This is a genomic window from Chryseobacterium sp. JK1 (assembly GCF_050632815.1).
GTDB lineage: Bacteria > Bacteroidota > Bacteroidia > Flavobacteriales > Weeksellaceae > Chryseobacterium.
On the sequence record NZ_JBODRU010000006.1, the window covers coordinates 47,935 to 71,146 of the forward strand.

General features: G+C 36.2%; 24 protein-coding genes. 19 read left to right on the forward strand and 5 right to left on the reverse strand.

The genetic code is table 11. The features are described from left to right. The 8 genes from ACQ76T_RS22130 to ACQ76T_RS22165 all read left to right on the forward strand — a co-directional run bounded on the left by ACQ76T_RS22130 (nucleotide 1) and on the right by ACQ76T_RS22165 (nucleotide 8,047). Nucleotides 1–420 carry an energy transducer TonB gene (locus tag ACQ76T_RS22130; protein ID WP_431345370.1) on the forward strand — a complete coding sequence of 140 codons (420 nt, stop codon included), beginning with the start codon at nucleotides 1–3 and terminating at the stop codon, nucleotides 418–420. A gap of 115 nt (nucleotides 421–535) precedes the next feature. Next, nucleotides 536–1,261: an energy transducer TonB gene (locus tag ACQ76T_RS22135; RefSeq protein WP_431345371.1), complete on the forward strand. Its 726-nt coding sequence runs from the start codon at nucleotides 536–538 to the stop codon at nucleotides 1,259–1,261. Between the two features lie 111 nt (nucleotides 1,262–1,372). Then, nucleotides 1,373–2,809 (forward strand): tRNA (N6-isopentenyl adenosine(37)-C2)-methylthiotransferase MiaB, encoded by a 1,437-nt coding sequence (miaB, locus tag ACQ76T_RS22140; protein WP_431345372.1) that lies wholly within the window; start codon nucleotides 1,373–1,375, stop codon nucleotides 2,807–2,809. A gap of 9 nt (nucleotides 2,810–2,818) precedes the next feature. Continuing rightward, nucleotides 2,819–3,334: a hypothetical protein gene (locus ACQ76T_RS22145; protein ID WP_431345373.1), complete on the forward strand. Its 516-nt coding sequence runs from the start codon at nucleotides 2,819–2,821 to the stop codon at nucleotides 3,332–3,334. Then, nucleotides 3,306–4,103 (forward strand): tetratricopeptide repeat protein, encoded by a 798-nt coding sequence (locus ACQ76T_RS22150; protein ID WP_431345374.1) that lies wholly within the window; start codon nucleotides 3,306–3,308, stop codon nucleotides 4,101–4,103. The genes ACQ76T_RS22145 and ACQ76T_RS22150 overlap by 29 nt, the downstream gene beginning before the upstream one ends. A gap of 36 nt (nucleotides 4,104–4,139) precedes the next feature. Beyond that, nucleotides 4,140–5,429, forward strand: a complete 1,290-nt coding sequence (locus ACQ76T_RS22155) for a sigma-54 interaction domain-containing protein (RefSeq protein ID WP_431345375.1) — start codon at nucleotides 4,140–4,142, stop codon at nucleotides 5,427–5,429. Nucleotides 5,430–5,481: 52 nt separating this feature from the next. Next, nucleotides 5,482–6,036 carry an LptE family protein gene (locus ACQ76T_RS22160; protein WP_431345376.1) on the forward strand — a complete coding sequence of 185 codons (555 nt, stop codon included), beginning with the start codon at nucleotides 5,482–5,484 and terminating at the stop codon, nucleotides 6,034–6,036. A 1-nt stretch (nucleotide 6,037) separates the two neighbouring features. Further along, the gene (locus ACQ76T_RS22165; RefSeq protein ID WP_431345377.1) at nucleotides 6,038–8,047 is read left to right on the forward strand and encodes a hypothetical protein; all 2,010 of its coding nucleotides are present in this window, start codon (nucleotides 6,038–6,040) and stop codon (nucleotides 8,045–8,047) included. A 45-nt stretch (nucleotides 8,048–8,092) separates the two neighbouring features. Here ACQ76T_RS22165 and ACQ76T_RS22170 read toward each other — a convergent pair whose 3' ends face one another. From ACQ76T_RS22170 to ACQ76T_RS22185, 4 genes are all read right to left on the reverse strand, one after another. Beyond that, nucleotides 8,093–8,692: a DUF4126 domain-containing protein gene (locus ACQ76T_RS22170; protein ID WP_431345378.1), complete on the reverse strand. Its 600-nt coding sequence runs from the start codon at nucleotides 8,690–8,692 to the stop codon at nucleotides 8,093–8,095. Between the two features lie 204 nt (nucleotides 8,693–8,896). Then, entirely contained in the window at nucleotides 8,897–9,268 is a 372-nt protein-coding gene (gene rnpA, locus ACQ76T_RS22175) for a ribonuclease P protein component (RefSeq protein ID WP_431345379.1), read from the reverse strand. Between the two features lie 17 nt (nucleotides 9,269–9,285). Continuing rightward, on the reverse strand, nucleotides 9,286–10,011 hold the full coding sequence (locus tag ACQ76T_RS22180; protein ID WP_431345380.1) for a tRNA threonylcarbamoyladenosine dehydratase: 726 nt from the start codon (nucleotides 10,009–10,011) through the stop codon (nucleotides 9,286–9,288). Further along, complete coding sequence (locus ACQ76T_RS22185) at nucleotides 10,004–10,630, reverse strand: TatD family hydrolase (protein WP_431345381.1); 627 nt, start codon at nucleotides 10,628–10,630, stop codon at nucleotides 10,004–10,006. Before ACQ76T_RS22185 ends, ACQ76T_RS22180 begins: the two co-directional genes overlap by 8 nt. Before the next feature lie 96 nt (nucleotides 10,631–10,726). Here ACQ76T_RS22185 and ACQ76T_RS22190 point away from each other — a divergent pair, with 96 nt between their 5' ends. The 11 genes from ACQ76T_RS22190 to ACQ76T_RS22240 all read left to right on the forward strand — a co-directional run bounded on the left by ACQ76T_RS22190 (nucleotide 10,727) and on the right by ACQ76T_RS22240 (nucleotide 21,524). Beyond that, nucleotides 10,727–11,356: a TetR/AcrR family transcriptional regulator gene (locus tag ACQ76T_RS22190; protein ID WP_431345382.1), complete on the forward strand. Its 630-nt coding sequence runs from the start codon at nucleotides 10,727–10,729 to the stop codon at nucleotides 11,354–11,356. Nucleotides 11,357–11,459: 103 nt separating this feature from the next. Further along, complete coding sequence (locus ACQ76T_RS22195) at nucleotides 11,460–12,455, forward strand: outer membrane protein assembly factor BamD (RefSeq protein WP_431345383.1); 996 nt, start codon at nucleotides 11,460–11,462, stop codon at nucleotides 12,453–12,455. A gap of 42 nt (nucleotides 12,456–12,497) precedes the next feature. After that, on the forward strand, nucleotides 12,498–12,821 hold the full coding sequence (locus tag ACQ76T_RS22200) for a DNA-directed RNA polymerase subunit omega (protein ID WP_027372958.1): 324 nt from the start codon (nucleotides 12,498–12,500) through the stop codon (nucleotides 12,819–12,821). 122 nt (nucleotides 12,822–12,943) lie between these two features. Then, nucleotides 12,944–14,149, forward strand: coding sequence for a bifunctional phosphopantothenoylcysteine decarboxylase/phosphopantothenate--cysteine ligase CoaBC (gene coaBC, locus ACQ76T_RS22205; RefSeq protein WP_431345384.1), 1,206 nt, complete (start codon nucleotides 12,944–12,946; stop codon nucleotides 14,147–14,149). Nucleotides 14,150–14,185: 36 nt separating this feature from the next. Further along, nucleotides 14,186–15,091, forward strand: coding sequence for a DUF4835 family protein (locus ACQ76T_RS22210; protein ID WP_431345385.1), 906 nt, complete (start codon nucleotides 14,186–14,188; stop codon nucleotides 15,089–15,091). Between the two features lie 95 nt (nucleotides 15,092–15,186). After that, on the forward strand, nucleotides 15,187–16,836 hold the full coding sequence (locus ACQ76T_RS22215) for a DNA repair protein RecN (RefSeq protein WP_431345386.1): 1,650 nt from the start codon (nucleotides 15,187–15,189) through the stop codon (nucleotides 16,834–16,836). A 125-nt stretch (nucleotides 16,837–16,961) separates the two neighbouring features. Continuing rightward, nucleotides 16,962–18,428, forward strand: a complete 1,467-nt coding sequence (locus ACQ76T_RS22220; RefSeq protein ID WP_431345387.1) for a DUF5687 family protein — start codon at nucleotides 16,962–16,964, stop codon at nucleotides 18,426–18,428. Nucleotides 18,429–18,431: 3 nt separating this feature from the next. Further along, nucleotides 18,432–19,157 (forward strand): ABC transporter ATP-binding protein, encoded by a 726-nt coding sequence (locus ACQ76T_RS22225; protein WP_431345388.1) that lies wholly within the window; start codon nucleotides 18,432–18,434, stop codon nucleotides 19,155–19,157. Nucleotides 19,158–19,290: 133 nt separating this feature from the next. Next, the gene (locus ACQ76T_RS22230) at nucleotides 19,291–19,851 is read left to right on the forward strand and encodes an RNA polymerase sigma factor (protein ID WP_431345389.1); all 561 of its coding nucleotides are present in this window, start codon (nucleotides 19,291–19,293) and stop codon (nucleotides 19,849–19,851) included. Further along, nucleotides 19,838–20,455, forward strand: a complete 618-nt coding sequence (locus tag ACQ76T_RS22235; protein WP_431345390.1) for a hypothetical protein — start codon at nucleotides 19,838–19,840, stop codon at nucleotides 20,453–20,455. Before ACQ76T_RS22230 ends, ACQ76T_RS22235 begins: the two co-directional genes overlap by 14 nt. A 28-nt stretch (nucleotides 20,456–20,483) precedes the next feature. After that, a complete protein-coding gene (locus ACQ76T_RS22240) occupies nucleotides 20,484–21,524 on the forward strand; it encodes an outer membrane beta-barrel protein (RefSeq protein WP_431345391.1) in 1,041 nt (346 codons plus the stop codon). A gap of 85 nt (nucleotides 21,525–21,609) precedes the next feature. Here the strand turns inward: ACQ76T_RS22240 and fumC are convergent, their stop codons facing one another. After that, entirely contained in the window at nucleotides 21,610–23,004 is a 1,395-nt protein-coding gene (gene fumC, locus ACQ76T_RS22245) for a class II fumarate hydratase (RefSeq protein ID WP_422695092.1), read from the reverse strand. Nucleotides 23,005–23,212: the final 208 nt, after the last annotated feature.

The following is a 23,212-nucleotide window of genomic DNA, read 5'->3' on the forward strand; positions in this document are numbered from 1 at the left end:
ATGAAAAAATACCTTTTAATTTTGCCTTTATTGCTTATCAGTGGTAAAGGCTTTTCTCAGGAAGCGAAAGCTCAAATACAGGTTGAGAAAGGTGAAGATTTCAAAAAGGCAGAATTTCCCGGTGGAGAAGAAGCTTTTAAAAAGGAATTCATGAATATGGTCTATGCTTATATTGATGTTGCTTTGTATGCTATTCAGGGAGAAGTTACTTTTCTGTTTAACATCAATTCAAAAGGGAAGATTGATAAAGTGGATATTATGCCCAGGTTCAAAAATGATGAATCATTTATTGATGATATGAAATTTGCCCTTAAAAAAGTAAAAGGCAAATGGCAACCTGCTACTAAAAATGGAACTCCTGTAGATTCTAAACTTATTATGAAAATCAGATTCCAGAATAACGTCTATGATCATGATTAAAAAATAATTTTTTTTGTTAAACAGGTGGAGTGAGTAAATTTTAACTGTATTACAAGGTTAATTTTATCCAAACCATCTGAAAACTATACACCATCTGAATAATTTGAATTGAATAATGAAGAATGTTTTTATTGCGCTATTTCTAGCTTTCGTTTCTGTTTGCCATGCACAAATATTGGATGAATATCCCGAAAAGCAGAGTTTTTATGAAGGGGGAACCGTTAATTTCTATAAAGACGTCCATGAATATCTTGTTAAGAATAGGTTTAAAGAATGTGATGAAAAGGAAATTTATCAGCCTAGAATCATAATAACAGATAAAGCGGAGGTTAAATTTATCAAAGACGCAGATACTGCAAACATTGCAAGAAACAAATGCGCATATGATCTTTCCAAAGAAATTCTTAAAAACCTAACCAAGTGGAAGCCGGCTGAGGTAAAGGGCTGGAAAGTTGGTGCCATCACAGAATTTATTCTATACCCTAAAGATGTAATGAGCAATTATCAGCCTGGCTATAACGCAGCTAGGTTTATAATACATGCTAAATATCCTGAAGGGGTCAAGGCTTTTGATACATTGTTTCATGACAATTTTATGACAATTTTTGCGGATTACCAGCTGAATGGAAAAGTAAATCTGGAGTTTTATATTGGTAAAGACGGGAATATTGTAAACCCGAGGATTTTTCCGGAAGTTGATAACAGGAAATTCATCAATGATTTTATGCGAACGCTATCGAGAATGAAAAAGCCTTGGATGCCAGCTTTTTATAAAGATCTTCCCATTCTTGAAAGAATTTCATTTCCCGTAAATTTTTCTGTAACATTTACTGAAAGATAATCCTGACATTCTGTCACAATATTTTGTATCTTTGCAGACTTATCTGTTCGTAGTTTAAAATTAACGAAGCAAATTCTTGTGTTTTAACCTCCGAATCTTAAATTGACTATCGTGCAAGAAAAATATATAGACGAAACCAAACAAGGTGAAGCGTTTGCTATTGCGGAAAGACCGGAGAACTCTAAAAAACTTTTTTTAGAAAGTTACGGTTGCCAGATGAACTTCTCAGATTCTGAAATTGTTGCCTCCATTCTTAATGAGCAGGGGTACAATACAACGATGAAAGTGGAAGAAGCAGATTTGATCTTGTTGAATACCTGTTCTATTCGTGAAAAAGCAGAGCAGACTGTAAGAATGCGTCTTTCTCAGTTTAAAAACCTAAAGAAAGAAAAACCGAATATGACGGTGGGGGTTCTGGGATGTATGGCTGAAAGATTAAAAACCAAATTCCTGGAAGAAGAGCAATTGGTTGATCTTGTTGTGGGGCCAGATGCGTACAGAGATTTACCCAATCTTCTGAAAGAAACTGAAGACGGTAGAGATGCCATCAACGTAATTCTTTCAAAAGAAGAAACCTATGCAGATATTAATCCTGTTCGTTTAGGCGGGAACGGAGTTACAGCTTTTGTAACCATTACCAGAGGTTGCGATAATATGTGCACATTCTGTGTAGTTCCTTTCACCAGAGGAAGAGAAAGAAGCCGTGATCCACATTCTATCCTTGAAGAATGTAAAGATCTTTGGAACAGCGGATATAAAGAAATTACCCTTTTGGGACAAAACGTTGATTCTTATCTTTGGTATGGAGGAGGTCCCAAAAAAGATTTTGCCAAAGCTTCTGAAATGCAGAAAGCTACTGCTGTAAACTTTGCTCAGTTACTAGATTTGGTAGCTAAAGCGGTTCCTGAAATAAGAATCCGATTCTCAACTTCCAATCCTCAGGATATGAGCCTGGATGTATTCAGAATGATGGCAAAGCATGATAATATCTGTAAATATGTACACCTTCCTGTACAGAGCGGAAGCAATAATATGCTTGAAGCTATGAACAGACAGCATACCCGTGAAGAATATTTAGACCTGATCAGAAAAGCAAAAGAAATTGTTCCTGAAGTAGCATTCTCTCAGGATATGATTGTTGGATTCTGTAACGAAAGTGAAGAAGATCACCAAGATACCCTTAGCCTGATGAAAGAAGTGGAATATGACTACGGTTATATGTTTGCTTACTCAGAAAGACCGGGAACTCCTGCTCACAAGAAAATGGAAGACAATATTCCGGCTGATGTGAAGCAAAGACGTCTTGCTGAGGTAATTGCTTTGCAGGGAGAACTTTCCAGACAAAGAATGAAGTCTTACGTTGGAAGAATGCACCAGATTTTGATCGAAGGAACTTCCAAGAAGAACGAAAATCAGTGGAAAGGAAGAAATTCTCAAAACGCAGTATGTGTCTTTGATAAGCTTGAAGGACAGAAAATAGGTGACATTGTGGATGTTTTTGTATATGACAACACGCAAGGCACACTTTTAGGGAAAATTGCAGAATAAAATAAAGTTTTGATCAAAGCGGTTTACTTCTTTACCCTGTTCTTTTCTGTTCTGATGTCCTGTCAGACAGAGAAAAAGGTGAGTAAATACCCAAATACCGTAGGCGATATTGCATTTGATGAAAAACTGGATGAACCGGGTTTTAAAAAATGTGGAGCAGGAAAAGATGCTCCTTTTAGCTTTCAATATTACCGCGGAAAAGGATTTGACTACAAGGGAGAAAAAATTGCGATTGTTGAAAAACTTGAAAAAGAAAATATATATTCCAAAAAAAAGATCAACGGTTTTGTTACCGTAAGATTTTTAGTAAATTGTGAAGGAAAAGCGGGCTTATTTAGACTGAAGTCTATGAATTCCGATCTAAAAGAAGAAATTTTAGATGAAGAATTGCAAAATAAGCTGCTGAATTTCACAAAATCATTGGATGGCTGGACATCGAAGGAGATCAAGGGTTTTAAAGTAGATTATTATCAGTATTTAACCTATAAAATTGAAAATGGAAAAGTTTCAGAGGTATTACCTTAGCTTTTTGTTACTTATCGTTTACACCAATACTATTGCACAGGTCAACTGTAACGCAATAGAGGGTGAGAACTGCAAAAAAGCTTGTGAATTATACAACTGGGCTTCAGATTTACAAGGCTCCGAAGAATCTCAGGAAGGTTTTGATAAAGCCATTGCGCTATGTCCCGATTTCTCCAATGCTTATATGGAAAAATCAGTTCCATATCTTAAAAACGGAGATTTTATAACATGGAGGATCCTCATAGATAAAGCTGTTGATCTGGATCCAAAACTCTATTTGGGATACAGAGGGTGGTGTAAGTTTCAGTTTCTGCGAGATTACAGTGGTGCAATTCAGGATTTAGAATCTCTAAAGCAATATTACCCTGAAGATGTAGGAAGATCTCAAAACGGAGACTATAACCTGGATGTGGTGAGAGCCATGTCTTACAGTGCTTTAGGGCAGAAGGAGAAAGCCACAGGAATCATAGAAAAGCTGCTGGCAACAAGAGGCTATGTCAAAGGCATGTTCGATCACTACCAGCTGGGAGTAACCTATTTCGAACAGGGAAAATATGACAAAGCCCTTGAGAATTTTGAAAAACAGAGCAAAGAATACAACTTTGCTGAAAACATATACTTTAAAAGTAAAGTTTCTAAAATCAGAAACAAAGATTATTTGGATTTAAAAACGTTGGCACTCAAGACGTATGATGAAGGCAAGACCATGAAAGATGTCTACACTCATCATTTTAACAAAGTCTACAGAAAACAGATAGAAGAACTGTAGATTATTAGTATTAAATCAATAATCAAAAATTTACTTATGAGCAACGAGCTTCAAAATATAAAAAACCGTTTCGGAATTATCGGGAATTTTCCGGCACTCAACAGGGCGTTGGAAAAATCAATCCAGGTAGCACCTACAGACATCTCCGTTCTTGTTATCGGAGAAAGTGGGGTGGGAAAAGAATTCATTCCGAAAATCATCCATTCAGAATCTAAAAGAAAGCATCAGCCATATATTGTGGTAAACTGTGGAGCGATACCTGAGGGAACAATAGACTCTGAATTATTTGGACACGAAAAAGGTGCTTTTACAGGCGCTACAGCTACCAGAAAAGGATACTTTGAGGTAGCAGACGGTGGAACGATCTTTCTCGATGAGGTGGGGGAACTTCCTCTACAGACTCAGGTTCGTCTTTTAAGAGTCCTGGAAAGCGGAGAATTTATGAAGGTAGGATCTTCTCAGGTACAGAAGACAAATGTAAGAATAGTGGCCGCTACCAATGTTAATATGATGAAAGCTATTCACGATGGAAGGTTCCGTGAGGATTTGTATTACCGTCTGAATACCGTTCAGATTGATATGCCGCCTTTGAGAGAAAGAAAAGGAGATATTCACTTATTATTCAGGAAGTTTGCTATAGATTTTGCGGAAAAATACAGAATGCCTGAGTTGGAGCTTGAGCAGAGTGCGGTTCATTATATAGAAAACTATTCTTTTCCGGGAAACGTCCGCCAATTAAGAAATCTTGTTGAGCAAATGACCGTTGTGGAGAGAAACCGAAATATCACCGCAGAAAAGCTTGCTGAGTATATTCCTATGGAAACTCATCTCCCAATGGTGGTAAACACACAAAGCGCTCCTAAGCAAAATGATTTCGGAAGCGAAAGAGAAATCATGTACAAGATTCTTTTCGATATGAGAAATGATATTAATGATTTAAAATCATTAACTTCGGAATTGATCAAAAACAGAGGAACTGCCGATCTAAGCAATCATGAAAAAAATCTGATCAATAGGATTTATACTCCTGAAACTCAGCCACAGGGAAACTCGGGATCTTTACTGTATTTTGAAAATAATAACGAAGCTCCAGCTGTTCAGACGCCGACTATTATTTCTACCCCTGAAGACAGTTACGAAGATATTGAAGATATTGAAATTGAAGAAAACAGACCGGAATCTCTCTCTCTTCAGAATAATGAAAAAGATTTAATTATCAAAGCTTTAGAGAAGCATAAAGGTCGCAGAAACAGAGCTGCAGATGAATTAGGTATCTCACAGAGAACATTATACAGAAAAATAAAACAGTATAATCTGGAAGATTAAAAAGTGAACACTTTATAGATTCTGGAAAGCAATTATACTTAATAAATACAAAATGAATAGTAATATCAAAAATATTAATCCGAGAAAGGCGATCGTCATAGTGATGCTTTTTGCATTGCTGGGAGTGTTGAATTCATGCTACAGTTTCACAGGAGGAGGATCTCTGACAGACGAAAAAACCATTCAGATTAATGAGTTTCCTAATAATGCATCCCTTGTAAACCCTGCATTATCACAGCAGTTTTCTACCGATATTCAAAATAGGTTTCTGCAGAGAACAACGTTGAAGGGAACGAAAGAGAACCCTGATATTCTGGTAGAAGGGGAAATTTCAGATTATTCCATCAGCCCTACCACTATCAGTTCCGGTACACAGACAAACTCTGCGGGAGGCGTTATACAGCAAGCTCAGAACAAACTTACGATTACCGTAAAAGTACATTATGAAAATAAAGTACGCCCGGAAGCAAGTTTTGATAAAACGTATACAGACGAAGCGACTTTCAACAGTAACTTGTCACAAAGTGATATTGAAACCTCACAGGTGAAAATTGTTACTGAAAGAATTATAAATAAGATATTTAACGACATTGTAGCGAATTGGTAAGATGAATCCCAGAATTTTAGAATTAATAAAAAATCCGAAAAATATTCAATCAGAAGACCTTACTCTTTTGAAAGAAGAGATTCATGCCTTCCCTTATATTCAGAATATCAGGGCACTTCACCTGTATGGAGTGCATCTGTATGAAAAAGAAAGCTATCAGAAAGAACTTTCTATTACTGCAGCTTATACTACAGATAAAAAGATTCTGTACCAACTGATTAACGGAAAGATTAGGCCGCAATCTAAACCGGAACCTGTTACAGAAAAACAACCTGAAAGAGCTGTTGAAAAACCTTCTCAGTATATCGCTAAAAGTAAAACTTTTCCTATTCAGAGAGAAACTGAAATTCCTGCTGAAACACCTGTTGAAAAAGAGGAAGATGCATGCTTATTGCCCGCTAAGACAGAGGTTGCTGCCATCTATATAAATGGAGAACGAAACCGAATCCTATTCGAAGGAGAAGAAAACTTTTTGGATGAGCAGAATGCTGAAACAATAGATCTTGAATCTACCTTGGAGTCAGGAACATTAGTTACTCAGAAAGCGGAACCTGTAAAAGAACCGGAACCCGTTCTTGAAGAAAAAGAAGAGGTACAGGAAACAGTACAAAAAAATGTAGGTGAAAACTTTACCCCGCAAATAATTATTGATGAAGAGGAAATTACTTCAGAATCTGAAGTAATAAAAGTTGAAGAAGAAGAAAATACAAGCTTTGAAGAAACGGAACCAATAATTGCTGAGGCTGCTATTGAAGAAAACAGTAGTGAAGAATCACAGGAACCGGAAAACGTTGAAATTCCACTTACAGAAACAGAACAACATCAGGATGAACCGGATGCCGAAGTAAGTTTCCATGGAACGGATGCTTTTCTGCCGGATGTGAAAATCCAGACGAATAACGAAGAAATTACAGAAACGGCTGAAGTTTCCCAACCGAATATCAATAAACATGAAGACGAAATGAGACGTCTTATTGAAGAAGTTGAGAAAAAGATGAAGGAGACAAAATCTGTTAATCCAGTAGAGGAAAAAACAGAAGCAGAATCTGTTCCCGATCACGAAATCAGCTTTGGAGAGACTCAAAGTTTCCATTTCTGGTCAACAAGTGATGAACCTTCAGTTCCGAAAGAAGAAGAAAAAGAAGAGCCAATACAGCACGAAATTGTAGAAACTCAGGAAGCTGCTGCAAAAGAGAATTCTTTAGTAGAAGATGTAGAAGAAATCATTCCTGAAACACCTTCTGCATGGAAGCCAATGAGCGTTGAATCCAATCTTCCAGACTCTTTAATAAGCAAATCTGTTCACGTTCCCGAACCTGCTGTAAAAGCAATTGTAGAAGAAACTAATTCAGTAGCACAAGAAGAGGAATCAGTACAAGAAATTCAAGAACCTGAAGTTCTAGAAGAAGAACTACCAGTACTGGAAGAGAGTGTAGAAAGAGAAACTTCGTTGGAAGTTGTTGAAGAGGAAGAAGACAAAACTGGAGATCCGGATTCAAAAGAAGAAGTTGCTGTGATGAATGTTTCCTTCTTTGGAACAGACATTTCGAGCCTTAGTGTTGAAGAAAAGGAAAAAGAGAAAGTAAAAGACAACAAAGAAGAACCTGAAGCAAAAGCAATACAGAGTACTGGGGTGAAAAAAACATCTCAATCTCTTGCAGACAGCAACGTTCCTGGCTTTATCAATACATGGCAAAGCTGGCTGAAAATAGGTAGAACAGACGAAGTTGAAAAGGAAAAGACCGAAGTTAAAGAAAAAGCAATTGAGATTTTCATTGAGAACAACCCTAGGATCAGTCAGTTAAAAGAAGAAAGCACCTATGTTGTTAAAGAAAAAAATGACGATATTTCCCATTTAATGACAGAAACGCTGGCGAATCTTTATTTTGAACAGAAACTTTATACTAAAGCAATAAAAGCATTTGAAATTTTGATCAAGAAAACTCCTGGAAAGAAAAAATACTTTGAATCCAAAATTCAGGAAATTAAAGATTTCAGAAGCAAGAACTAATAATATAAAAGGTACAGAAAAACGCTGTACCTTTTTATTTTTAAATTAAGAACTATTTTTATTCCGCCGTAATTTCCTCAACGCCTTTTTCCCGTAGGAAATAATAAGAATAAGTAAAATGGTCACTGCAATTACAGCAATCACAGGAGCTGCTATTGCAAGAACAGACATAAGCCCTGCTCCGGCTGTTTCAGTGGTCCCCACAACGGAATTCCCCAAACCTCCTGTCGTTGCTGTAGAAGCAGCACGTATTCCTGCAAAACCAGTGCTTATCGTTGCTGCCGTTCCGCCTCCGGCAATTAATGCCAGTGCCCACTGTGGAAAAGTCCCAAGGTCGGCAAACTGACTGGCAAATAATAAAGAACCTGCCACCGTTGCCAGCGGTATAGAAGCCGTATCCAATAAATGATCTATAAAAGGAATATAATACGCCAGAATCTCTGCAACCGTAGCAATCCCTGTCGTTATAAGTGTAGGTAAACCTGCAAGCCATTCAAACTGCTCATTCATTGGAATCCAGTTTAAATAAGAAGATAGGCTTACGATAAACATAGGAAGGAAAACTCTAAAGCCCGTTGCTGCGGCCAGTCCTATACCAATAAATGCACTGAGTATATAGGATAAATAGGGAATATTGTCTAACATATTAATTTTCAGATTTATTGTTTTCCTTAAAATTACAAAAAGCAGATGACATTTTAGGAAATCGTAAACATTATATCCACAATGTATATCCCCAAGCATCTGTGTAAATCTGCGGTAAAAAATTATAAACCTATAAATTCTGTTAGAAAATATCAACGCCCCCACAAATATCAATCTATGGTAAGCTGTTACTCAAAAAGGAAATTATTTTTTTTGTGACTCACACAGCTTAATAAACTGCGCTTCTACATCCTGATATTTTTGGGGCATTTCAGAAGAAACCCAAAACAGCATTGCCATTGTTTTCTCTCCAAAAGCCTCCTTAAAAATCCCTTTATTAAGCCGGTAACACTCCCTCAAAAGCCTTTTGATGCGATTTCTATGCACGGCTTTCTTAAAATACCTTTTAGAAACAGAAACCCCAAATTTAGAAGCTTCTACCGGAATATTGGGCTTGTCTTTCAGAACAATAATTCTTAAATTTCCGTTGGTTTTCCATTTACCTTTATCAAAAAGTAAACTGATTTCTATGTTTTTTTTGAGCTTTTCCGCTCGGGAATATTTGGAATTTGTCATGTACGGAGTGTGAAATTTTAATCCTGATTCAATAAGTGATTAATCACCTCTGAAGCCGTATACAGCCCGAAAATAGCTGGCATATAGCTTATTGTTCCGTAGAAAGATCTTTTATAATTGGTTCCGTCAGTCATTTTCAAACTTTCTTCATCCTGAATATCATTAGCAAATACACAACGGACTCCCTTGTCAATTTTTACTTTTTTAAGTCTTTTTCTTACCTGTCTTGCAAGGTGGCAATGTTCGGTTTTGCTGATGTCTCTTACCAATACTTTGCTCGGGTCGGTTTTTCCGCCGGCTCCCATTGAACTTACGATTTTGATTCTTCTTTTTTTCGCAGCAATGATCAGAGAAAGTTTTGGGGTAACACTGTCGATGCAGTCCAGAACATAATCAAACCTGGCAGAATCCAACACTTCATCCATTCTTTCCGGATTCAGAAATTCATTGATTTTCGTCAGATTAAGCTGCGGGTTGATATCAAGAAGTCGTTCCGCAACAACTTCTACCTTATGTTTTCCAACCGTAGAATGTAAAGCAGGAAGTTGTCTGTTGATGTTCGTGATATCTACCGTATCACCATCTACAATGGTCATGTTTCCCACGCCGGCTCTTGCAAGAAATTCAGCGGCAAAAGAACCTACTCCGCCAAGCCCTACAACAAGAACATTCGCTTTTATAAGCTTATCCAATCCCTCATCCTTTATCAATAGTTCAGTTCTTTCCAGCCAGTATTTATCCATTTTTAATCGTGTGTAAATTTTCTACAATTTGTTCGTTCAGTCGCTCCACAGAAATTTCTTTTATTTCTGAAACTTTAAGATACAATTCTTCGATGTTAAAATCATCATTGTCAGTTTCTAAAAATATTTTATCTAACGGAGTTGTTTTTAAAATATCCTGCAAAGATAAATTATACAAAACAGGTTTTCCAAAACTCAGATAAAAATTATTAGCCAGAAGATCCTCCGCAACTTGTCGTTTTTTATTGAAACCATGTATAATCATGGGCTGTTCGGCTTTCTTTTTAAAAGAAATCACCTCATAAAACTTTCTTACACAATGGATGATCATGGGTCTTTTTACCTCATTTGATATTTCTATCTGTCTTAAAAAAACTTCTTCCTGTATTTTGGGGTCAATGGGAACCAGAGAATCCAACCCACACTCTCCAATTGCAAAACAGGACTGAAACATCATGCTTCTCATCCAGTTGAACTGCATTTTAAGATTGTTTACATCAATATCTTTAGGATGAATTCCTATTGAATAAGGAAAGTCTGGCGGAATTCTTTCTATGTCAAGATTGTAAACTCCGTTTCTGATATATTTCTTATGATGGTGAAAATCAAAAAAATCCATTTCCAAAAATAGTGTTTTTCAGATTTAATTTAAAATTATTAAACGATCGTTTATAAATGTGTTAAAAATTTCTTAACTTTACTCAAAGTGCACTCTATGAAAAAAAAATTTACGGAAAAACAGATTCATATACTTGATATTGCAGAAGAACTCATCGCAAAGAAAGGATATGAAGGTACATCTGTAAGAGATATCTGTTCCAAGGCAAATATCAATGTCGCGATGATCTCTTATTATTTCGGTTCCAAAGAAAAAATGATGTCGTATCTCTATCAGTACAGAGTATTGAAGACCAGAGAGAATTTTTCTGAATTTGCAGACACCATCAAAGACGGTAAACCGGAAATGCAGATGCGTGAAATGATTAAATATATCGTTTCTCAGTTATTTAAATACAACTATTTCCACGGATTTGTTACCCAGGAGCTTCGTCATACTGAAAACCTTAAAGACGAACTGCTTGATTTCTATCAGCTATTCGTTAAAAAATTGGATGAAGTCATCAAAAAAGGGGTTGCATCCGGGGTTTTTACCTTTACTCCCAAACCTGAAGATATTCTTACTATGATCATTGGTTCTACCTTATTTGTGATCAGGAACAAGAATTTCTTTGAGCTTTATGTTCCAAGTAAAAATGATGAAACCTATACAAAAGAAGCAGAAAAAAAGGTGAGGATGAATCTTTTATTGAGTGTTTTTGCAATTTTAGGATACGCTGCAGACTAAAATTACGTTAAATATTCATAAAAAAAAATCTATTGGCAAAAAAGTTATATTTTTGCAAATTAGTAAATCGGCTGTATAATCCGTAAACTGTTGAATTTTTTATATGAAAAAATATATTTTAGGTCTTTTTGCTGTAGCGGTTATTTCATCTTGCGTAAGCCAGCAGGAAAGAGCAATGAGAAGTGCTGACAAAGAGTTTATCTTGAAAGCAGCTAATGAAAACTTCGCTAAGAAAAAGTGGAAAAATGCACTGGCTCTTTATGACAGACTTGCTAATCTTGTGGCAGGAACAGATGATTTTCCTAATGTAGGTTTCAATACTGCTTATGCTAACTACTATGACAAAAGCTATAAACTGGCTGGTCATCAGTTTAAAAATTTTGCAGTAAGTTTCCCAAAAGACCCGAGAGCAGAAGAAGCGGCTTATATGTCAGCTTTATGCTACTATGAAGGTTCTATGGATTATAACCTGGATCAGTCCAGTACAGAATTGGCGATTAACGAACTTCAGGACTTCCTGAATAACTACCCAAATTCTGAAAGATCAAAGAATATTACTCAGCTTATTGATGAGCTTTCTTATAAATTAGAATTTAAAGCTTATGAAAACGGACGTCAATACTTTAATATGGGGCAGTATAAAGCAGCAGGTGTTGCTTTAGAAAATGTTCTGGAAGATTTTCCAAGCACTAAACTTCGTTCGAAAATTTATGATTATATCATGAGAGCACGTTACGAACTGGCGATGAAATCTGTGTATAGCCTTAAAGAAGAGCGTATAGAAAGTGCTTTAACGTATACTAAAGTTGTGGAAAAAGAACTTCCTAATACAGAATATTCTAAAGCTGCCGTAGATCTTAGAGATAAACTGGAAAAAGAAAAACAGCACTTTGTTGTAGTAAAAAAAGAAACAGAAGCTAAAATTGCTGCTTTAACGGCAAGACAGAAAAAAGAAGCAGACAGACTGGCTGCTCAGAATAAAACTGAACAACAAATCAAAGATCAGATCAGTAACGAAAAGCAGGCAAAGCAGATCCAGAGGGATAGTGCAGCACTTCAGACCCCTCCACCTGCAGCGACTTTCAAAATTCAAAGATAATTCGTAAATTTGCCATCTTAAAATAAAAATAATTTTCTCAAAATGAGTGTAAAAGATACAAAAGCAGAAGTAAATACTATTACTTACGATAAAGATAAGATTGAAGATAAAGTAGGTTCAATCTATGAAGCTATTGTTATCATGGGAAAGAGAGCAGAGCAGATCAATGCGGAGATCCGTACGGAACTTCACAACAAATTGGATGAATTTGCCGTTCACAATTCTACATTAGAAGAGGTTTTCGAAAATAGAGAACAAATTGAGATCTCTAAACATTACGAAAAGCTTCCAAAGCCAACTTCAATTGCTATTGAAGAATGGTTAAACGAAGATATCTATTTCAGAAAAACAGAAGACAGAAAATAATTTCTGTGTTTTCTATAAACAAAAGGTCATAAAGGAAGTACGTTCTTTTATGACCTTTCTTGTTTTAAAGCCTGATTGTGGGAAAAAATAAGTAATTTAGTCTTTCAAAAAATTAAAACTCAATGAGTGTTTCCGGTAAAAAGATACTGATCGCCGTTTCTGGAGGAATTGCAGCTTATAAAATTCATTTTCTGATAAGAGATTTTGTGAAAAAAGGAGCTGATGTACAGGTTATTATGACCCCTGATGCTGAACAGTTTGTAACAAAGCTGAACTTATCAACATTATCCAAAAAACCTGTTTATTCAGACTTTTACGGTGAAAACGGAACATGGAACAGTCATGTAGAATTGGCGTTATGGGCAGATGTGATGATTGTAGCGCCATGTACTGCGAACACACTGTCTAAGATGGTTCACGGAATGTGTGATAACCTGGTTATTGCAACCTATATGTCCGCAAAATGTCCCGTATTTATTGCTCCGGCGATGGATTTGGATATGTATGTACACCCTTCTACGAAGAGAAATCTGGAACTTGCAGAAAGCTTTGGCCATATCATCATTCCCGCAGAAAGCGGAGAACTGGCAAGTGGCCTGGTCGGGCAGGGAAGAATGGCAGAACCATCAACCATTCATAATGTTGTAGAGAAACATTTTCAAGAGGAAGCGCACTCAAATAATTTTGAAGGCAAAACATTTTTAATTACAGCTGGTCCTACGTACGAAGCGATAGACCCCGTGAGATTCATTGGAAACCATTCGTCAGGTAAAATGGGCTTTTCCCTTGCTGAAGAGGCGGCTAAAAGGGGTGCTAAGGTTATTCTTATCTCAGGGCCAAGTGCTCAAACAATAAACGATCCCAATGTGGACTTGTACAAAGTGACTTCGGCGAAAGAAATGTTGGCAAAGGTATTTGAGTTTTATGATAAGATAGACATAGGAATTGCAAGCGCTGCAGTTGCGGATTACGCGCCTAAAGAAGTTGCTAAAGAAAAAATTAAGAAGAATGACGAAAATCTGACCATTGAGTTGGTGAAAAATCCGGACATCCTGAAAACTATGGGTGAAAAGAAAACCCACCAGTTTTTGGTAGGATTTGCTTTGGAAACTCAAAATGAAGAAGAAAATGCAAAAGGAAAACTGGCAAAGAAAAATCTCGATATGATTGTGCTGAACTCTCTGAGAGATGAAGGAGCCGGATTTAAAAATGATACCAATAAAATCAAAATATTTACCAAGACAGAAAAGGTAGAATTTGATCTTAAATCGAAAGATGATGTAGCCAGAGATATTCTTAATTTTGTTGAGTCTCAGCTTTTAAAATAATTTTAATAAATTTCCGTTCTCAATTTTTAATAGACAATGAAAAAAATTATAAGTTTATTTTTTCTGTTATTTCTATATACCCAAAGTTTTTCCCAGGAACTGCTGGCAACGGTTCAGGTAAATTCTCAACAGATAGGAGGGAGTAACCAGCAGGCTTTTAAAGCATTGGAAAAAAGTCTCAGAGATTTTATCAATAATACAAGCTGGACTGGGAAGAAGCTCCAGAATTTTGAAAAAATCAAATGTGGTTTTGCCATTGTTATTACAGAAAGAGACGTTAATAAATTCAAAGGATCTATTGTCGTTCAGGCAGTACGTCCTGTTTACAATACCACTTATGAAAGCCCTTTGTTAAATCTTCAGGATCAGAGATTTGCATTTGAGTATATTGAAAATGAAAATCTTATATTTAATGAGAGACAGTTTTCAGGGAAAAATCTTACAGACGTTATCAGTTATTACATTTACCTGATTCTGGGATATGATGCAGACAGTTTCCAGTCAATGGGAGGAAACCAATGGTTCTCAAAAGCTCAGCAAATTGCCCAAAACTCACAGAACAGAAGCTATGAAGGATGGAATACCATCAACGAACCAAGAAGCCGTACGATTCTGATTAATGAAATTTTAAATCCAAACTGGAGCCAGTTACGTTCCACTATTTATACTTATCACAGAGCTGGGTTAGACAATCTTTTCAATCAGGATCAGACCGCTGGTAAAAAAGTGATCTTCGACGCTCTGATGCAGCTGAAAATGTATGAAAATACTTTCCAGCAAGGATTTTTCTTTAACCTGTTTATGGATACAAAAAGTGACGAGATCTTCAATATCTTCAATTCAGGGAATAATGGAGGGTTGATTCTTAATGATTTAAAGCAGAACATGATCATCCTTTCTCCAAAAAACATTGAGAACAAATGGAATAAATGGAAAGTATAACAGAGAAAATTCTCCAAAAAACATTTTCTTTATTCATTAAAAAAAAACTTATTTTTACAGTTCAAACTCAAATTGGATCATAACCCGGATTATCAATGCTTTCCAGAATTTATATTAAAAACTTTGCCTTAATTGATACCCTCGAAGTATCATTGAAAAATGGTTTACAGGTAATAACCGGTGAAACAGGTGCAGGGAAATCTATTATTTTAGGAGCATTGCGACTTATCTTAGGGGAAAGAGCAGATGTAAAATCTATTGCCAAGACCGAAGAAAAAAGTGTGGTGGAAACCGAGTTCAATCTCAATAATCAGTTTAAGAAATTTTTCATCGAAAATGATCTTGATTATGAGCTTCAAACCATCATCAGAAGAGAAATTCTTCCTTCAGGAAAATCCAGAGCATTCATCAATGATGTTCCCGTAACACTTGATGTTCTCAGAGAACTTTCTTCGCAGCTTATTGATATTCACTCCCAGTTTGAAACATCTAATCTTTTTACTTCAGAATATCAGTTTAAAATTATTGACGGACTTTCTGAGAATAAAACAATAATTGAAGAATATCAACAGAATTTTTCAGACTTTCAAAATCTGAAACTACATCTGAAAAAACTGAGGACTCAACTTTCAGAATCCACTAAAGAAAGCGATTATAAAGAATTTTTGCTTAACGAGCTTACTGAACTGAAACTGGATGATGTAGATTATGAAGATATTCAGAACCAGCTTTCTATTCAGGAAAATGCAGGAATGATTTCCGAAAATGTAGGTCAGATATTGTCCCGTTTCCATCAGGAGGAGATCGGAATGTTATCTTTCTTTAATGAAGTCAAAAGTAAACTCTCAAAAATTTCAGAGATCTCAACCAGTTTTGCAGAACTCGACGAAAGATTTGAAACTTCTTTTGTAGAAATAAAAGACATCATTTCTGAACTTGAAAATGAAGCTGAGAGAGTAGAAATCAATCCGGAAAATCTATTATATCTTACTGACCTTAATAATAAAATCAACGCTTTATATCTTAAACATAACGTTTCAGATGTTAGCGAACTGATTGACATCAGAAACGAATTGGCAGGAGATCAGAAAGGAGCCTCAGATCTTGAAGAACAGATTGCTGAAACAGAAGAGAATATCGTTCAGAAAGAAAAAATACTTCAAAGCTTAGCGGGCAGGCTTTCAAAAAACCGTCATAAGAATGTTGCTGTTTTCGTAAAAAAAGCAGAAGGACTTCTTAAGCAACTGGGTCTTGAAAAAGCGAAAGTAGACATAGAATTGGAAGATGCCCAGGAATTTAATCCTTTCGGAAAGGAAACCATTCAGTTATTATTCCAGGCCAACTCAGGTTTTCCGCTAAAACCTATTCAGACTGCTATTTCCGGTGGGGAAAGATCCAGAGTAATGTTGGCTGTAAAGAAGATTATTGCAGAAAGTGATGAACTTCCTACCCTAATTTTGGACGAGATTGATACCGGAGTATCTGGTAAAGTAGCTGAAGAAATAGGAAATCTGATGAGAGAAATGTCTGTAGATATGCAGCTGATTGTTATTTCGCACTTAGCTCAGGTAGCCGCCAAGGGGAACAACAATTATAAAGTGGTGAAGCAGGATGTTTCAGGAAAAACACAATCCACCATCATTCCTCTGAATGATGCTGAAAAGCTTAACGAAATTGCTCAACTCCTTTCAGGAAGCAAGATCACAGAAGCAGCATTGGCCCAGGCCAAAGAATTGATTGGGTAATGGCAAAATTTCTATAATTCTTACATTGGTATTTATTTTTTTAATTTTCTAAATAAATATCATTTTTGTGTAAATTTTTCGTAACGTTTTTAATATAGTATCTACTAATATTAAAAACTAACAATATGTTTCTAAAGTTCCTTAAGTTGGAATTCAAAAGCTTCTTCCGAGGCACTTCTTTAGGAATCAATCTTACAATGAAGATTATGAGGATCTTCGGGATTGTTTACTTCATGATATGCCTTATTGCAGGAGCCGCAATTTCTTTCTTCTACGTACAGGAAGAAATACACCAGAATCCCGTAAAAGTGGTTTCTAAATTCCTGATTATTGCCTGGGTGATAGATTTGATGCTAAAATATTTATGGCAGGAAATTCCTACACAGAACATTAAACCTTTTCTTACCCTGAATATCAGAAAGAATACGCTGGTCAATTATATGCTGGCTAAAACCTTCTTATCTGCGTTCAGTTGGCTGAGCTCTTTGTTTTTTGTTACCTTTTCTATATTAGCATTGTTCAACGGATATAGTTTTCTGGGAATACTTCCTTGGTTTATAGGAATCTCAATGCTTCTGTATCTGAACAATTTTATCAATATCTTTTTCAATGGTAAAGAGACGCTGGCTCTTACTATCGGGATATGCTTTGCGGCTTTAGGAGCTTTAGGCTATTATAACATTATTCCGGTGCTGTCTTATTCGGAATCTGTTTTTTACAGCTTTTATGAAAAACCCTATGTTGTTCTGATACCTGTTGTATTATTTATAACCCTTTGGTTTTTATGCTTTAAATACCTGCGTAAAGAATTTTATCTTGATGAAGGTCTTGAGGCAAAGAAAACAATCGGGAAAACCGAAAATATTGCCTTCCTGAACAAATACGGGGTAACCGGAACATTTATCAATAATGATATTAAAATGCTGAGACGTAATAAAGTAACCAAAGGAATCCTTTTGGGGAGCTTTATGTTTCTTTTTTATGGGCTGCTGATGTATACTTCTGTGATGTATAAAACTCCTGCAATGATTATGTTCATGGGACTTTTTGTAACAGGAGGATTCCAGTTTCTTTTTGGACAGAGAGTTCCGGCATTTGACAGTTCCTATTATCCTTTAATGATGACCCTGAACGTTCCTTACAAAGAATATCTGAAAGCAAAATGGTGGCTGATGAATATCGTAACGGGAGTTTCAATCATCGTTGCGCTGTTCTATGTGTATTTTGGATGGGAGATTTATGTTACGTTCTTTGCCGCAGGACTATATAATATTGGAGTGAATTCTCAGTTTACCCTTTGGTCCGGAGCTTTTAATAAAACTCAGATTGATCTTAATTCAAAAGAAAAAAGATTGGGACAGAAAGGAAGCTTCAATATGATAGCACTCCTTCTTTTGATTCCTAAAATGCTTCTTCCAATGGCTGTATTTGCTATTGTAAAATACTTTGCGGGGATTACGGCAGCAGTCATCAGTATTGCTGTTTTAGGAGCAATAGGATTTATGTTCAGAGAAAAAATCTTTGATATTATTGTAAAACATTACAAAAAAGAAAAATACAGCACACTCGATGCATTTAAAAATAAAGGTTAAGCCATGATCAGTATAAATAATTTATCAAAAACATACGGAACGGCTACCGTTCTGAATATTGAACAACTAGAAATTCCTAACGGAGAAACATTTGGTCTGGTAGGAAATAACGGAGCCGGAAAAACAACACTTTTCAGCCTGATGCTGGATTTGATTCAGGCTACAACAGGTTTTGTAAGCATTGACGGGATTAAAGTAAATGAATCCGAGGCGTGGAAAAACAAAGTTTCAGCCTTTGTAGATGACACCTTTCTGATCGGTTACCTTACTCCCGAAGAATATTTTTATTTTATTGGTGAGTTGAGAGGCCAGAACAAAGCTTCTGTAGACGAATTTCTAAAACCCTTTCATGATTTTTTTAACGGAGAAATTCTTAAATCCGGAAAATATATCAGGGACCTTTCTAAAGGAAACCAGAAAAAAGTAGGAATCGTTGGAGCCATCATTGGAAACCCGGAAATTATCATTCTTGATGAACCCTTTGCCAATCTTGATCCATCCACACAGATCAAACTTAAAAATCTGATCAAAGAATTGTCAAAACAGGATGGTGTTACTTTTCTCATCTCCAGTCACGATCTTTCTCATACAACGGAAGTTTGTAACAGAATCGTAGTGGTGAATAAAGGTCAACTTGTAAAAGACATCCAGACAAATCCTGAAACGTTGAAAGACCTTGAGCAGTATTTTGCCGATCAGGTTTCAAGTTCCGAAGAATCAGTATTATAAACAAAACAGAATACAGGCAGAAGAGCTAATCTTCTGCCTTTTTTGTCACCCAAAAATATCATTAGAAAAAAAATATTTTTTTTGTGTAACCTTTTTCAATATTCACTGTCTTTATAATAGAAACAGCATTAGAATGAAATTTTTGTTCGGAAATAAAAAAGAAGATCTATTAAGCCGCCTGAAGAAACAGGACCCGGCCGCACAGAAATTTTTTTATGAACAGAATGCCAAGAGATTTCTGAGTGTGAGCCGAAGTTATATTAATGATCTCTATCAGGCAGAAGATTGTCTCATTAAAGCATTTTGTAAAATTTTTAAGCATATTGAAAGCTTCAGAGGAGAAGCTAATTTGGAAAGCTGGGCACGACGCATTGTGGTGAATGAGTGTCTGAACTTTATTAAAAGTCATAAAACAGTTTTCTATCTGGATGAGATCAATCACTCTTTTCAGGAAGATATTCACGATCCGGACATTGCTTTCGATTTTAATGCGCAGGAACTTTTGGATCAGCTTCCGGATGGGTATCGGATGGTTTTCAACCTTTACGTTATCGAAGGCTATTCTCATCAGGAAATTGCTGATACCTTACAAATTTCTTTGGCAGTGAGCAAAACACAATTGTTCAGAGCAAAAGAAAAATTGAGAAAGATCTACTTTCAACAACAAAAAAAAATGAAAAATGAACACGTCTAAAGATAATCTTGAGTGGCAGATCAAAAAGCAGATCGAGGAGAGAGAAATTGCCCCTTCCAGAGATCTATGGTCTGAAATAGAATGGCAAACCCAAAATAGCCATGTCTCAAAATCAAAAATGAACTGGGTGTTGGTGGCAGCATGTCTTATCCTGACCTTTAGTTTGGGCACTGTATTATTTTTTCTTAAGGAAGAACCTTCGGCAGAATCCCCGAAAATGGTGAGAGAAATAAAGCCGAAGAATACAACTGAGGAAACTGTAAGAGTAAATGAGGAGCCTTCTCAGCTGGCCTTTGAAAATACGACAAGAGAAACCAGTAAGAATAATGCTTCTCCTCAGAACAAAACAGAGAATATAACCGCTATTTCTCAACCGGATAAAAAAAATGATATTGCTAAAACAACTATTCCGGAGAGAAAGCTTGAACTGATGAAGTTATCCGATCCAAAAATTCTTGCAAAAGCTGATTCAGCAAAAATTCCGGCCAAAAAGAAAAAATATGTAGACCCTTCTACTTTGCTTTTCTCAGTAGAACATAAAGATGCCATTGAAAAAACCAAAGATGGAAGCAACGTTGCTACTATAGAACTCAATAGAAAATAATCCGTTTAAACTTAAAAAAATTAATACTATGATCAAGAATTTTTTCCTGATGGGATTGGTATGTCTTTTTTCCTCTTCAATGTACGGACAAAAGACTTTAAATATCAATCTTGCATCTAAAAAAGACACCGAAGTAAGCCCTATCGTAAAAGATAAAATAGAAGAATACGCCACGCAGATCAATGCTATTATCCAGGAAGAGAAAAAGCTCATGGAAACAGAACTGCTGTCGCTTCAAACTAAAAATTTAGACAAAGCGGAATTTGATAAACAAAAGGCTCAGATTGCTGACCGCTATTCGGAGAAAATAGATAAAAGAATAGAAGAGCTTGGGTTTGATCTTGATGGAGTTATCCAGAAACAGGTAAGATACTCTCTGCTTAATACTGATGCCACGTCTAAAGAAGAGCTGAAAGAGAAACTAATGAATAAGTTCCGTCCCACCAGAAATATTACAGGATATTTCTCTTATGGAATAATGACTTTAACCAACAATCTTTCAGATAATGATTTGGACAAAAATATAGGATATTCCAGTAACCTGGAATTTGGATTAAAATTGAACTACCAGCTTAGCAGAACCAGCCCGTGGGCTATTATTTCCGGATTGGGATTCTCCTGGAGAACGGTGCGTCTCGATAATAATATGGTTTTTGCAAAAAATGCAGATAATAATGTCTATTTGGAGCATTATAATGGTGACCTGAGTAAAAGCAAGCTGAGAACGGGTTATATTATGGTTCCTCTGGGAATTCAGTATAATTTCTCTAAGCTTAAAAATGCCGGCATGGACGTCCAGTACAGAAACTATTACAGAGGGTTGAAAATCGGAGCCAATGTATATGGTGGGGCCAAAATGTCTACCAATAATATCATAGATGGAAACAACGGAGAGCTCAGAAACAGAGATAATTATCAGGTAAATCCTTACGTATATGGCGGACAGCTTACTCTTTCTTATAACAGCGTGAGCATTTTTGTAAAGAAAGATTTCAGCAACTTCTTTAAAGATAACCGCTTCAATAATGATAAAGCATTGATCTTTGGAATCTCTATTGGATTAGAATAATAATTGATAATGATGACCAACTAAAAACTCCGGAGATGGTCTCCGGAGTTTCTATTTCAAGTCTATGAATAAAAATTAAATCTAATTATTTTAAACTTCCCACCATGTCTTCAGGTTTTACCCATTCGTCAAACTGCTCAGCAGTTAACAGACCAAGATTGATAGCTTCCTCTTTTAACGTTGTCCCGTTTTTGTGAGCTGTTTTGGCAATTTTTGCCGCGTTTTCATACCCAATGTGAGTATTTAAAGCCGTAACAAGCATTAGAGATTTGTCTACAAGCTCTTTAATTCTTTCATGGTTAGGCTCAATTCCTACCGCACAATGATCATTAAATGAAATACATGCATCAGCAATAAGTTGTGCAGATTGTAAGAAATTGTAAGCCATTACAGGTTTGAAAACATTCAGTTCATAATTCCCCTGAGTTCCTGCAAAAGAAATTGTAGTATCATTACCTAAAACCTGCGCGCAAACCATAGTCATTGCTTCATTTTGAGTAGGATTTACTTTCCCTGGCATGATGGAAGATCCCGGCTCATTCTCAGGAATATGAATTTCACCAATTCCGGAACGTGGACCAGAAGCCAGTAATCTTACATCCTGAGCAATTTTATATAAAGAGACTGCAAGCTGCTTCAATGCACCGTGGCTTTCTACAATAGCATCATGAGCGGCCAGTGCTTCAAACTTATTTTCGGCAGTAATGAAAGGATGATTGGTAAATTTAGAGATGTATTCTGCTACTTTTACATCATAACCATTTGGTGTATTTAATCCTGTACCTACAGCTGTTCCTCCTAATGCCAGTTCAGAAAGGTGAGGTAATGTATTTCTTAATGCTCTAAGCCCAAACTCAAGCTGCGCCACATATCCTGAAAATTCCTGACCAAGTGTAAGAGGAGTAGCATCCATCAAGTGGGTTCTTCCGATTTTTACCACATCTTTGAAAGCCTTAGATTTTTCTGCTAACGTATTTTTCAGTTTTTCAACCGCTGGAATGGTTACTTCAACTACCTTTTTATAAGCAGCAATGTGCATGGCAGTAGGATAAGTATCATTGGAAGACTGAGATTTATTAACGTCATCATTCGGGTGAATTTCCGATTTTTCTCCTAAAGTTCCTCCGTTATTAACGTGGGCTCTGTTGGAAACCACTTCGTTCACATTCATATTTGACTGAGTTCCGGAACCTGTCTGCCAGATCACTAAAGGAAACTGGTCGTTAAGTTTTCCTTCCAGAATTTCATCACATACTTTTGCGATCATATCTCTTTTTTCAGCTGAAAGCACTCCAAGATCTGTATTGGTGTAGGCTGCTGCCTTCTTCAGGTAAGCAAATGCGTCAATGATTTCATGGGGCATTGAACCTTCAGGACCGATTTTAAAATTGTTTCTCGAACGTTCTGTTTGGGCACCCCAAAATTTGTCTGCAGGCACCTGTACTTCACCCATGGTGTCTTTTTCTATTCTGTAATTCATTATGATTGATTTTTTATAATCAGTTTTTATACACAGCCATAAAAGATTTTCAACGCTTTGAGTAAAGGAAAGTCGTAAAAAGGATTTTGTGGCCTGATTTATTTATCTCGTATAAAGTTACTTATAAACTCAGAATCACGCAATTTATAATCATTATAAATATCATTGTAAAAGGGTGATATTGCTCATGTTTTTTCTGAGGAATTTA